Genomic DNA, 12,448 nt, shown 5'->3' on the forward strand with positions numbered 1-12,448 from the left:
AATCCCGCTCTCTAATTTGAGAAGCGGGATTTTGTAAATTTATTATTTAGATTCTTTTACAAATGGAATATAGTTAGAAAGCATTTTTGCCATATGCGCACGTGTCGCGTTGTTACCAGGCATAAATTTGCCGTTTACGCCGCTAACAATCTTTAAGTCTTTCATCAGTGCAATAGCATTTTGAGTTTCAGCGTTATATTGAGAAATATCACTGAAATCAGCTTTTAAACCAGCTTTTGCATCGTGTTGTAGGTTGTATGCACGAGCAAACATTAAGGCAAGTTGAGCACGAGTTACATTTGTATTAGGATTGAATTTACCATTCACACCTTGTACAATTCCTGCTTCAGCAAGTGCTGTAATTTCTTTTTGTGTTGCAGGATTTACATTCGCAAGATCAGAGAATGTTGCTTGCCCTTTTGCTTCAAGCTTTAAGGCACGTGCGATAAATGATGCAGCTTGTGCACGAGTTAAGTTTGCGTTTGGTGAATATGTTGTTGCAGAAGTACCTTTTGTTAAATTACGGTAATAAAGATCACGAACAAAGCCTTCTGTTTCTGAGCCTTTTGCGATATCTTTAAATGGAATTGTTGCGATAATACGCCCTTCTACTTTTGAATCAACTTTTTTCAGTGTATCTAAGTGTTCGATAAACATTTCATAGTCAATCGTACCAGGTTCACTTACACGGCCATTCTCATAAACTTTCTTCAGTGTATCATAGCCGTCGCCACCTTTAGCAGTAAATGTATTTGTTGCTGCTTTATAATAGGCTGCTTTATCTAGCTCTTTACCATTTAATTTAATAGATTTTACACGTTTACCAGCTGGTGCTTTACCGTCAAATTCTACTTGTAAACCAGAGAAGTGTAAGAAGCCACCGAATTCTTGCGGGAATTCTTTCACACTATGTTCAGCAATTTCGTAGATTTCAGCACCTTTTAATTTTACAATGCCAAGAGCATTACCGAATGGCATAACTGTCATAACTTCGCCTACAGTGATATCTCCTGCATCAATGCTTGCGCGGATACCACCACCATTTTGGAATGCAAATTGTACTTCTGGGTCAATTTTCTTTGCGCCAGCAAGCATACCATCAGTAATTAAGTTACCAAGGTTTGTTTCTCCAGCACGTACACCCCAAAGACCACGACCACCATTTAGAGGTGACACAGCCGTATTACCTGTTGATTGATTTAATATTTTAGAAATTTTTTCTTTATATGGAGCTAAAAGTGCTGTAGCTTCAGGATCTGCTGCTACAGGCTTTTCTTTATCATTTAAAGCATGTAACTGACCGAAGTAGTCAACAACGGCACCGTTATCGTCGAATGTTAAATCTAATTCACCTAAATTTTCGCTATATTGGCCTGTTTGAACGATAATTGTAGGGTTCTTAAATGGTGTTTCAGCTTTCACAGGCTTGTCTAATTTTGTATGTGTATGACCACCTACGATTACATCAATGCCTTCTACAGCTTTCGCTAGTAATTGGTCATTATCCCAATCAGCAGAGTCATCGAAGCCTATATGAGTAACTGCGATAATTTTGTTAACACCTTGCTTTTCAAGTTCAGTTACTGCTTTTTTTGCGGAGTCGATATAGTTTGCAAATTGAACGTTAGCAACGCTTGAAATCGTAGGTGTTTCTTCTGTTGTTAAGCTGAAAATACCTACTTTTTCTCCAGCGATTTCTTTAATGATACCGTCGTAAATTTTACCATTTTCAAAGTCTTTTGTGACTGTTTTAAATTGTAAGCCATTGAATAAAGAATCTTTCGAAAAATCTAGGTTTGTCCCTAGTAATGGGAACTCTGCGCCCTTAACGAATTTAGCAAGTGCAGCATGACCTTCTGGGCTTGATCCTAAATCGAACTCATGGTTACCAAAAGTCATGGCATCGTAACCCATTAAGTTCATTAACTTCATATCAGTTTCCCCAGCAAATTCGTTAAAGTATAAAGTACCAGAGAAAACATCACCAGCATCTAAAAGAAGTGAGTTTGCATTTGCAGCACGAAGTTCTTTTACTTTTGTTGCACGCTTTGGAGCATCCTCAACGTGTGCATGCGTGTCATTTGAGTGTAGAATTGTTAATTTGAAATCATCTTTCTTAGCTGTTGGTGTTGCTTCCGCTGCATGTGCGGCAAAACCAGGTGTAGCTAGTAAACTAGCAGCTAGAGTTGTTGCTGCAATACTTTTAACCCATTTCATCAATAAATTCCTCCTCATAGTAAGTCAGGTGACTGAACAATTTAATCTAATTCTATCATGAAAGAAATCCACCGTCATTACCAATAATGGAAATGTATAATAAATTTCTGTAAAAAATAGATGAAAGAAATGTTAAATAGTATATTTATACTTTTTTAAAAGAGTAGTAATCGCTTATCACCATAACGTGTTATTTTCAACAGTGTCATCCAACAACTTTTATGAGTCAAAGTAATGGATGATTACCGGTTTAGCTCTATTTAGGACTATGCGTCATGATGAGCGTATACAAAAACTGCACCTCGAATTGTTAGCTTATGTGCAACAATTCGAAGTGCAGTACGATAATTACTGCTGATCCTTTACAACGATCGCCTTATTTAAAAATGGATGCTCGAATTCTAATTGAATTGCATGGAGCTCATAGTCACCACTTGCCGTTTCTCTTGCTCCATACATTGTATCTCCAATAATCGGATGACCGATATGTGCTAAATGTACGCGAATTTGATGTGTTCTTCCTGTTTCAAGAATTAGATGGACAACACAAGAGCTTTTATAACGTGCTACAACTTCATAATGTGTAACGGCATGCTGTCCTGTTTTTGAAACGACACGTCTTGTTGCGTGATGTCGGTCTTTTCCGATTCCTTCAGAAATCGTGCCAGATGTAGAGCGTAAATTCCCTTGCACTTCTGCCGCGTATGTTCGAATAATGGTTTTTTCCTCAATCATACGGTCAAAAATTGATTTTGCTAAAGGATGCTTGGCTACAAGTAACAAACCTTGTGTCCCTTTATCTAAACGATGGACATGCTCTGCATAAATGCCACCTTGCTCTTTAATATGAGCCATGACATGATTCATACAAGTGTGGGTATCACGTGCATCATTTGGATGTGTCGACATGCCTTTTGGCTTAGAAACGATCAAACAATGGTCATCCTCATAGACGACATCAATTGCACAAACTGGCGTTGGTTGATAGCTGGATGTCGGAATAGGGAATGTGAATTTTATGATTGTGCCTACCTGTAGTGGGTCATTCCACTGAATAGGCTCTCCGTCCATTGTTGTGATAGCCTTCGCCATTCGTAATTCATGGACTAGCTTTTTACCGAGTCGCCAATGATTGCGTAATAGCTCCTCGACTGTCAAATTATTCGTAGTTATTTCATAGTGAAACATAAATCTTCCTCCGTAGAAAAGACCGTATTCCAAATGTAGAACACGGTCTCATAATTATTTTGCTGTTTTCGCAGCCTTCATTACATAAAAGCTTGCCCCTGCAATTAAAATAAATGCAGTTAGCGCTAAAAATGGGATTGTGATAAAACCTAACCAGTTAATATATTGACCGGTACATGAAACAAGACCACAAGATGGTGCAGTATCAGCTAAAAAACTTAGCTTTTGAATACCATAATGGTAAAGTGATATACTGCCACCCATAATGGCAAAAACAGCCGTTGTTACAGCAATACGTGCATTTTTTTGAATAAAGGCAATCGTTGTCATAATGACAATTGGATACATGAAAATTCGTTGGAACCAACACATTTTACAAGGTTCATAATGACGAATTTCAGAAAAGTATAAGGAACCCAGTGTTGCAACGACAGAGACAATCCAAATAAATAATAAGCCATTTTCCACTTTTTTAGACATATTAATTCTCTCCTTAGTATAACCATGTACTTGTTCGATTATAGTTGTTCTAGTTTTATATGTAAATCAACTTACGTAAAATAAGGGACAATCACCAAAATGTGTGGTTGATATTCGTTCTGTAACGTAGCGTCAGGAACAAATGTTTTTTGTGCGAAAGCGTAGTGAAACGTAGCGTCAGCAACAAGATGTTTTTTGTGCGAAAGCGTAGTGAAACGTAGCGTCAGCAACAGGATGTGGTCACAAAGGCGTTATCACAGGACACGATGGTTTTAGCCTTCGTTCCCCTATATGCTCCTTCGCTACAATCTCTTATTTACATAGTATACATTTTAACAAAAGTCATCCACAACTTTTGGTGATGAACCAAAATAAGGTATACTTTATGAAAAATTTCAGTCTAAAGTATGAACGGCTAAGGCAGACGTTCCAGACTTTGAAATGTTATCATTAAAATTAGTAATGCCAAAGAAGAGGTGTATTTTGTGAGGGACAATGATCATTCCAATATTGGTATTTTAAAAGAGATTGCAGAGTTATTAAACGAAGAAACTGAAATTGTGTCGATGTTAAAGGGAGCACTTGTAAAATTTTTAAATGGCACAAATTTTGAAACGGGCTGGATTTTTTTTATCGATGAAAAAGGACGTTCAGAGCTTATTGTCCATGTCAATTTACCAGAGGCACTGGAGTATAAAAGTTGCCATTATTTAGAAAAGGGAGGCTGTTGGTGTGTTTCTCGCTATCGTAATGAGGAATTAAAAAAAGCTTCTAATATTATTGAATGTCAACGTATTGAAAGTGCAATTGCTGCAAATGTTGGCGATCATGAAGGCATTACACATCATGCAACTGTGCCTCTTCAATCTGGACAAGAGCGTTTTGGCGTCTTAAATGTTGCATCGAAGGATACCATACGTTTCTCAGAGGAAGAACTAGCATTACTTGAATCGGTTGCATTTCAAATGGGGTCGGCCATCAAGCGTATTTTACTGACAAAGCAGGAGCAGGAAATGGCACTTGTGAAGGAGCGCAATCGTCTAGCTCGAGACTTACATGATTCTGTCAATCAGCTACTTTTTTCGGTTACATTAACGGCGAGAGCTGGTATTGAAATGACAAATGATAGTGATGTGAAGGAAACGTTTAAGGAGATTCAGCATTTAACACAGGATGCCTTAACAGAAATGCGTGCTCTTATTTGGCAGCTTCGTCCAAAAGGATTAGAAAATGGTTTGCTTGAAGCGATAAAAGTGTATGCTGAAATGCTTGGCTTGAAGCTTCATGTAACGGTTTCAGGTGTACTGCAATTTCCATCACGTATCGAAGAAACATTATTTCGGGTAGCCCAAGAAGCACTAAATAATGTTCGTCGTCATGCCGGTGTTCTGGAGGCTGCACTTTATATTACGGTTACTTCTACAGATATTTTACTTGTTATTCGTGATGAGGGACGAGGCTTCGTCATCGATCATAACACGAAGCTACTTTCGATAGGCTTGCAATCCATAAAGGATCGTGCAAAATCAGTTGGTGGCAAAGCTGATTGGGTTAGTGAAATTGGTAAAGGAACAGAGCTGTTAATCCGCTTGCCATATTAGGAGGGAAGAGTATGATACGTGTTTTAATCGCAGATGACCATCATGTAGTGCGTCGTGGATTATTATTTTTCTTAAAAACTCAGAAAGATATTGAAGTTGTAGGAGAAGCGAAAAATGGTCTTGAGGCAGTAGCTTTAGCGGAAAGTATACAGCCAGATATTATACTTATGGACTTGGTCATGCCTGAGATGGATGGGATTCAAGCGACGAAGCGCATTAAAGCTAAGTTTCCACAAATAGAAATTCTAATGCTAACAAGCTTTTCAGACCGTGATCATGTAGTGCCAGCAATGGAGGCAGGAGCTGCAGGCTATCAGTTGAAAGATATTGAACCTGATGAGTTGGTATTGTCCATTCGTCGTATTATGCGAGGCGAAAATACATTACACCCAGAAGCAACAACAACTCTTGAAATGGACCGTCAAGAATCAAAAAATGCACCGCATGTTTTAAACCCACTAACACCTCGTGAACAGGATGTACTTGCAGAGCTTACAAAAGGGAAAAGTAATCGAGAGATTGCGTCCTCTTTATTCGTTACAGAAAAAACAGTGAAAACTCATATTTCCAATATTTTCACGAAGCTACAGGTGCAGGATCGTACGCAGGCGGCTCTTTATGCTGTGAAGCACGGACTGACAGAGGGTAGTGGTATATAAAATGAAAAAAATAAAACGGCGAGCTCCTACAAATTGTAGTAGCTCGTCGTTTTTATTGTATGAATCCTGTATTTATTTTTGAAGAAAAAAATTGTTAGAAATATCAATTAATGTAGAGCTTGGTGAAATTGATAGGTCATCTTTTAGCTTCTGTTCATAAGCTAGGAATACTTTGTATGCCTGCTCGTGAAACCCCGCATTTATTAAAATGTGTAAATAGTGCTCAAGTTTTTGTTCATTATATGGATCAAACTCTAATAGTCTATTTAAAAAATTTAATGCTTTATCAATATCCGTTAGTAACGTTGCTTGAAAACCTTTTTCTAATAAATCTATGTATGATTTCGTCAGCTTATCTTTATAGGCAGTAGCCCACTCATAATCATCATAAATGAGGAGTCCACTTTTATAAATTGAGAGACATTGATTAATCAATGAAATTGGTGGGAAATCTAACTTCGTGAAATCCTCATAATATCTATGATAGTCATATAAATCACAAAGGATGTTCGGTTTCTCGAAGATATAGTATTTGTTTGAAAAGATAATACAGTTTGTATAACCTATATTATTTAAGGTTTTTCTTAAATAAGAAAGAGCGGTATGAAGATTCGATTTTGCTCGTACATAGTCTAAATCCGGCCATAGAATTTCAATTAAATAATCCCGATGAATAGGAATGTTTGGATGTAATATGAAATATACAAATAACTCCTTTGTTTTCTCGGTTTTGAAGGCAATTAAGCTGTTGTTGCTATATGCGGCAAATTGATTAAAGCATTGTACGTTTAACATAGTTTTCGAAGCTTTTTTAAGCATTTGCTGAATGGAATATTCATGCTCAATACGAGAAATAGTTTTTTCTAAGCGTGCATGACTAATTGGTTTAAGTACATAGTCAAGACCTCCGATTTCATACGCTTGTAAAGCAAATTCTTTATAGGAAGTTATAAAAATAACACTAACATGTGGACGATCAGTTTTGATAATATCAGCCAATTCAAGCCCAGTTAGTTCATTCAGCCTTGCCTCTAAAAAAATGACGTCAAATTCTATTATTGGAAGCTCATTTAAAAATACTTCTACACTTGTAAAGGTTTGAATTACCTGTATTTGCTGAAATGCTTGTAGTTTATTTTGAAAATAGTGTAATGCTAAGGGTTCATTGTCTATTAAAACGGCTCGAATCACATCAAAATCTCCTTTTTACAATTAAATTGAAAACCATTAAACTCTAGTTTGTTGTCTTTGAAAATGCTTTTCGAATAGGGTGGGCACTAAAAAGTAAATTCCACATAAAATTAAAATTTTGGCACCAAAGTTTATCTCTTTGTATTCCTTTTTCCATAAGTTAGTGTCGGGTCTCCTCATTTTATCTTTTTAGCTTTTCCCGATGATGGCTCGTTTTTACTTAGAAATTTGGATTTCTACAAATAGTTACTATAAAGTTTTCTACTTCAGAGTTTTCAGCGTCCTTATTTAGGATAGAAATTTTATATGTTGTGTTAAGAGCATTGAAATAATTAAGCGTTTATTGTTAAAAACAACGGAGTTATAGTAGAGATTATATGTTCCTTAGTCGTTTTTTTCTTATAATGTAAAAATAGTAGAATGAATGCAATAATTTATTAGGCGTTATTATAGTACATTTGACTTAAATAAAACTCAAAAAGTACTTAAAAAAAACTTAAAGTAGATAGGTAATTAGTAAGTTGATTTGCATATGAAAAATAAAGTTTAGAGGAAAGGAGTACAAATATGAAGTTAGAGCGGCTTTTAACGATGACAATGATTTTAATAAATCGTAAAAAGGTGACAGCCCAGGAACTGGCCGATTTATTTAATGTGTCCGTCCGTACTATTTATCGAGATATTGAAACATTGAGCTGTGCCGGGGTTCCTGTTATTAGCCAGCAGGGGGTTCATGGTGGGATTAGTTTGATTGATGGCTATCGTGTTGATAAGCAGGTGTTGACGAAGGAGGAGCTTACGTCACTTTCAATTGCCATTAAAAGTGCGTTAACGACATATGAGGATTCACATGCTGAAGCAGTACTTGAAAAATTAACAGGTGTTGCAGATGAGGAAGTAAAACAATCGATTGATCAACTATTTATTGACCTTAGTCCTTGGGGGCCAAATGCTATTTTCAAGGAACAAATTACATTATTAAAGAAGGCAATTGAACGCGAGCATTGTGTAAGCTTTACATATTCTACCACACATGGTCATATAACAAGGCGATTATTAGAGCCACATACATTAGTACAAAAGGGAAAGGTTTGGTATGTTTATGGCTATTGCAAGTTGAGAGAAGAATTTCGCTTATTTAAAATTTCAAGAATGAAGGATATACAAGAAGAGATGACAACTTTTCAGCGCAGGGAAGTCAACTTATCTGAACTCCCATGGGATAAAGAGTGGCATAACCCCAAAAATGTAGTAAATCTTATGCTATCTTTCGATTGTGCAATAACGACATTAGTAGAAGAATCATTTGGCGCTGAGCATGTAGATAATGAGAATTCAACTATTAACATTTCATTACCTGAGGATGAATGGCTATACGGCTTTCTTCTTAGCTTTGGCCATCGCTTAAAAGTTTTAGAACCACCTCGTATTCGTGAGATTGTATTAAATCGAGCCCAGGAAATTGTGGAGTTGTATAAAGAAATTTAACTCTTTTCAATTGATGACATACAGTTGTCAGGTTTCCTTTGTTATAGTCGTAACAAATAGGATGAAGGGTGGATTTAATCATGCAAAGTTATTGTCAAAGCTGTGGAATGCCATTAATGGATGAGGCATTACTTGGTACAGAAAAAGAAGGACACAAAAGTCAGGATTATTGCACATATTGTTATGAAGTAGGAGAGTTCAAGCAGCCAAATTTAACAGTTGAAGAAATGATTGAAATTTGTGTACCGCATTTAAAGGAAGACGGTATGGCAGAAGAGGAAGCACGCCAAATGTTGACATCTTTTTTACCAAGCCTAAAGAGATGGAGAAAGCATGATATACAAGAACCAGTTATGATGAATAAAGAATCATTTCAAATTGTAGGAATTTCAGCGCGAACAAGCAATGCGAATGAAATTACCGCTCAAGCAAAGATTCCGCAATTATGGTCGAATTTTTATCAGCAAAATGTTGTAGGACAAATAGCTAATGCAGTAAATCAAGTAACGTATGGCTTGTATTCTGATTATGAAACGGATGTTAACGGAGAGTATGCCATTACACTTGGAGTAGAAGTATTAGCTACCGACGAAATTCCTGAAGGTATGGTTGGAAAAACAGTGCCAGCTGCTAAATACTTAGTTTTTACTTCTGACAAAGGTCCATTTGAAGAAGTTGTTGTAAAAGCTTGGCAGGATGTTTGGGCTTGGCTTGCAAGTTCAGGTGTAGAGCGAACATACACAGGTGACTTTGAAATGTACGATGAACGATGTGCCAACCCACAAGAAGCTCAGGTCGATATTTATATTGCAATTAAATAATTTAACTTCTTTAGCAAGTTTTTTATGTAACGTAAGTGTAGTGTTTTAGTAGCAAAGCGAAGCGTCAGTAGAATGCTCCCGCCTCTATAGGTGGTGTGATGATTGCGTTTTTAGGCCACTTTTCAGCGGGTGTCAAATATTTGTACCTGTCGCTACGCTTTCGGTACAAAAGACATCTGTAGGCCTCAGCACAAAGCCGATTTCGGACGCAGTTATACCAAGTCATAATTGATACAAATAGCCCCTTATCTATGATAGATAGGGGGCTTCTTGGGTCAACTTACACGTTATGGTGATAATCCCTTATTTGTTTAAACTGGTGGATTCTAGAAATTTGTTTTGTATAATAAAGGAAGAATATTTTGATACCAGTTAAGTTAGTTGTCGTAAAGGAAATTAAGCTGAATGGACGAGTCATTTATTACTGTAAGGAGGGGAGAGTTGTATGGCTAAGAAAAAGGTAGGAGACATTTTAAGTGTTTCATCGTTAGTACCTGTGATAATAAATGTTGTTTTTTTCTATATGAAAAGAGGGCCCGATTTTGATATTTATTTCGGTATCGCCCTGTTTAGCATTTTATCAATCATCGGTATTATATTTGCAGTAGTCTCTTTGGTGTTGTCTAAAAAACATATTTTCGGTTGGATTGGTCTAATCACAAATGTATTAGTTTTAGTTTTTGCTTTTTTATTACAGTTAGCAATGGGAATTGGTGAACCATAAACCTTGTTAGTCTTGAAGTTCAAATTTAAACATTAAAAAACAAGTCTCTTACCGATAATTGGTAGGAGACTTGTCGTCATTTGCTGGAGCAATTACTGAGATTTCTATCTTCTTTCAGCGCTTGTCCAAACGCAATTATGCCGAGGCATAATAGATTTTTTCCGTTACTCATCGTTGTCATTTGATAAATCACGTTCAGGTAATTTCAGAACCTCTAAGTATAAAATATGGTGACCATCTAATTCTTTTGCGATAAATTCATAGCCTTGTTCTTTAATACTGTCTCCTTCGACTGCGTCAAAGCGCATTGTCATGAACCAACCACCGATTGTATCAATATCATCATCTTCTATGTCAGTACCTAGCATATCATTAACGTTTTCTACTAGCATCTTCGCATCTAAAATAAAGTGATCTTTTGCAATTTCTTGAACCTCTGGAATCTCATCTTCATCGAATTCATCTTGAATATCACCGACAATTTCCTCAATAATATCTTCAATCGTAACTAGACCAGATGTTCCGCCATATTCATCCATTAAAATGGCCATATGAATGCGTTCACGCTGTATTTTGAGCAACAGATCGTTAATTTGCGTTGTTTCCATTACGCGAATAATTGGCTGCATATAGTCAATCACTGGCTTATCACCATTTGCAGGATCTTTAATGTAAGCGGTTAATAAGTGCTTCATATTGACTAAGCCTATAATATGGTCTTTGTCACCATCGATAATTGGGTAACGGGTATATTGCTCAACGCCCATTAAATCAAAAACCTCTTTAATCGTTAGTTCTTTTTCAATACCGACGATTTCAGTACGGGGGACCATGATTTCTTTTGCAAGACGATCAGAGAACTCGAAAATACTATTCACATATTCATATTCTGAAGTATTAATTTCTCCACCTTTTAAACTCTCTGACAAAATCATTCGTAACTCTTCTTCAGTATGGGCTACTTCTGATTCTGACATCATTTTCAAGCCGAAAAGGCCTGTTAAGCCACGTGCTGATCCGTTTAACAGCTTAATGATTGGATACGTAATGTTGTGGAATAAAATTAATGGGCCAGAAAGGTTTAATGTTACAAATTCTGCTTTTTGGATGGCAAGTGTTTTTGGCGCCAATTCCCCTATAACTACATGCATAAACGTTACTATTGAGAATGCAAGTATAAATGAAAGGACAGTAGTAAAGTTTTCACTCAAATTTAGAAATTCAAACACTGGATTCAAGATAATCTTAAATGTAGGTTCACCGAGCCAACCTAAACCTAAAGCAGTGATCGTAATACCTAATTGACATGCAGATAAGTATTCATCTAAATCTGAAATTACACGTTTTGCATTTTTTGCTTTTTTATTCCCTTCGGCAAGCAATTGATCAATACGTGTAGATCTTACTTTAACGATTGCAAATTCGGTTGCAACGAAAAATCCTGTCATTATTATTAGTAGGGCAAATGCCGCCAACCTTATGGTTATTTCCATTATGTCTCCGTCCAAATAATTCCTTTGTCCCCGCCCGAATGAGGGAGGTAAACAAAGTGTACACCTCCTATGATATTAAAAAATTGTTGAATGATTTAATCATAAAATATTTATAGGCAAAACACAAATATTGACAACAATTTTTTTAACTTCTTTCAGCGGCTGTTTAAACATCTGATTGCTGCACTAAGTTAGCACTGCGCTTTCGCACAAAAACTATTTGTAGGCAAAAGCATTAAGAGACATTTCGGATGCATTAAGTATCTGCACGAAAGCAATGCGACAGCGGCAAATGTTTTCTGCGCGACAGCGGCAATTATGCCGAGACATAATTAATTTGATTTTTACACCCGTAAATCGTAAAAATTAAATAATTTCAAACACCAAAAGATTGAAAATAGAAATTTGTTATGCTAACTTTAAATATAGCAAAGAAGATAGTTTGTTTAGAGAATGAAGCATTTGATCTCATATAAAACGACACGTCAAAAATCTCAAGAGAGCTATACTTGTGGATTTTTTTAAATGAATTATTTTTAATAGCAACAAAAAGGAGCCATCTCATTCATATGGGGTGGCTCTTTTG

At 36.4% G+C, this 12,448-nt stretch carries 10 protein-coding genes; 5 read left to right on the forward strand and 5 right to left on the reverse strand.

Annotation, left to right across the window (positions count from 1 at the left end; genetic code table 11):
* Nucleotides 1-42: 42 nt before the first annotated feature.
* The 3 genes from ACIQ7N_RS05275 to ACIQ7N_RS05285 form a co-directional block, all read right to left on the reverse strand.
* Nucleotides 43-2,217 (reverse strand): 5'-nucleotidase C-terminal domain-containing protein, encoded by a 2,175-nt coding sequence (locus ACIQ7N_RS05275; protein WP_402930620.1) that lies wholly within the window; start codon nucleotides 2,215-2,217, stop codon nucleotides 43-45.
* Between the two features lie 348 nt (nucleotides 2,218-2,565).
* Entirely contained in the window at nucleotides 2,566-3,405 is an 840-nt protein-coding gene (locus ACIQ7N_RS05280; RefSeq protein ID WP_402930622.1) for an RluA family pseudouridine synthase, read from the reverse strand.
* A 54-nt stretch (nucleotides 3,406-3,459) separates the two neighbouring features.
* Entirely contained in the window at nucleotides 3,460-3,885 is a 426-nt protein-coding gene (locus tag ACIQ7N_RS05285) for a disulfide oxidoreductase (RefSeq protein WP_132364075.1), read from the reverse strand.
* A gap of 485 nt (nucleotides 3,886-4,370) precedes the next feature.
* Here ACIQ7N_RS05285 and ACIQ7N_RS05290 point away from each other — a divergent pair, with 485 nt between their 5' ends.
* Nucleotides 4,371-5,486 carry a GAF domain-containing sensor histidine kinase gene (locus tag ACIQ7N_RS05290; RefSeq protein WP_402930624.1) on the forward strand — a complete coding sequence of 372 codons (1,116 nt, stop codon included), beginning with the start codon at nucleotides 4,371-4,373 and terminating at the stop codon, nucleotides 5,484-5,486.
* A gap of 11 nt (nucleotides 5,487-5,497) precedes the next feature.
* Complete coding sequence (locus tag ACIQ7N_RS05295; protein ID WP_402930626.1) at nucleotides 5,498-6,145, forward strand: response regulator; 648 nt, start codon at nucleotides 5,498-5,500, stop codon at nucleotides 6,143-6,145.
* Nucleotides 6,146-6,217: 72 nt separating this feature from the next.
* On the opposite strand, the gene ACIQ7N_RS05300 is transcribed toward ACIQ7N_RS05295, so the two are convergent.
* Nucleotides 6,218-7,336, reverse strand: coding sequence for a response regulator (locus ACIQ7N_RS05300; protein ID WP_402930628.1), 1,119 nt, complete (start codon nucleotides 7,334-7,336; stop codon nucleotides 6,218-6,220).
* A 567-nt stretch (nucleotides 7,337-7,903) separates the two neighbouring features.
* Here ACIQ7N_RS05300 and ACIQ7N_RS05305 point away from each other — a divergent pair.
* The 3 genes from ACIQ7N_RS05305 to ACIQ7N_RS05315 all read left to right on the forward strand — a co-directional run bounded on the left by ACIQ7N_RS05305 (nucleotide 7,904) and on the right by ACIQ7N_RS05315 (nucleotide 10,369).
* Nucleotides 7,904-8,824, forward strand: a complete 921-nt coding sequence (locus ACIQ7N_RS05305) for a helix-turn-helix transcriptional regulator (RefSeq protein ID WP_402930630.1) — start codon at nucleotides 7,904-7,906, stop codon at nucleotides 8,822-8,824.
* Nucleotides 8,825-8,904: 80 nt separating this feature from the next.
* On the forward strand, nucleotides 8,905-9,645 hold the full coding sequence (locus ACIQ7N_RS05310) for an effector binding domain-containing protein (RefSeq protein ID WP_402930632.1): 741 nt from the start codon (nucleotides 8,905-8,907) through the stop codon (nucleotides 9,643-9,645).
* Nucleotides 9,646-10,090: 445 nt separating this feature from the next.
* Nucleotides 10,091-10,369, forward strand: coding sequence for a hypothetical protein (locus ACIQ7N_RS05315; RefSeq protein ID WP_274067468.1), 279 nt, complete (start codon nucleotides 10,091-10,093; stop codon nucleotides 10,367-10,369).
* 164 nt (nucleotides 10,370-10,533) lie between these two features.
* Here the strand turns inward: ACIQ7N_RS05315 and ACIQ7N_RS05320 are convergent, their stop codons facing one another.
* Nucleotides 10,534-11,862: a hemolysin family protein gene (locus ACIQ7N_RS05320; protein ID WP_402930634.1), complete on the reverse strand. Its 1,329-nt coding sequence runs from the start codon at nucleotides 11,860-11,862 to the stop codon at nucleotides 10,534-10,536.
* Nucleotides 11,863-12,448 lie beyond the last annotated feature (586 nt).

The sequence above is a fragment of the Lysinibacillus sp. NPDC095746 genome, assembly GCF_044763535.1.
Classification (GTDB): domain Bacteria; phylum Bacillota; class Bacilli; order Bacillales_A; family Planococcaceae; genus Lysinibacillus.

What these genes read in the sequence shown, in the direction of transcription:
- ACIQ7N_RS05275 (WP_402930620.1), bottom strand. Translation starts at nt 2,217, where the DNA reads ATGAAATGGGTTAAAAGTATTGCAGCAACAACTCTAGCTGCTAGTTTA.
- ACIQ7N_RS05280 (WP_402930622.1), bottom strand. Translation starts at nt 3,405, where the DNA reads ATGTTTCACTATGAAATAACTACGAATAATTTGACAGTCGAGGAGCTA.
- ACIQ7N_RS05285 (WP_132364075.1), bottom strand. Translation starts at nt 3,885, where the DNA reads ATGTCTAAAAAAGTGGAAAATGGCTTATTATTTATTTGGATTGTCTCT.
- ACIQ7N_RS05295 (WP_402930626.1), top strand. Translation starts at nt 5,498, where the DNA reads ATGATACGTGTTTTAATCGCAGATGACCATCATGTAGTGCGTCGTGGA.
- ACIQ7N_RS05305 (WP_402930630.1), top strand. Translation starts at nt 7,904, where the DNA reads ATGAAGTTAGAGCGGCTTTTAACGATGACAATGATTTTAATAAATCGT.
- ACIQ7N_RS05310 (WP_402930632.1), top strand. Translation starts at nt 8,905, where the DNA reads ATGCAAAGTTATTGTCAAAGCTGTGGAATGCCATTAATGGATGAGGCA.
- ACIQ7N_RS05315 (WP_274067468.1), top strand. Translation starts at nt 10,091, where the DNA reads ATGGCTAAGAAAAAGGTAGGAGACATTTTAAGTGTTTCATCGTTAGTA.
- ACIQ7N_RS05320 (WP_402930634.1), bottom strand. Translation starts at nt 11,862, where the DNA reads ATGGAAATAACCATAAGGTTGGCGGCATTTGCCCTACTAATAATAATG.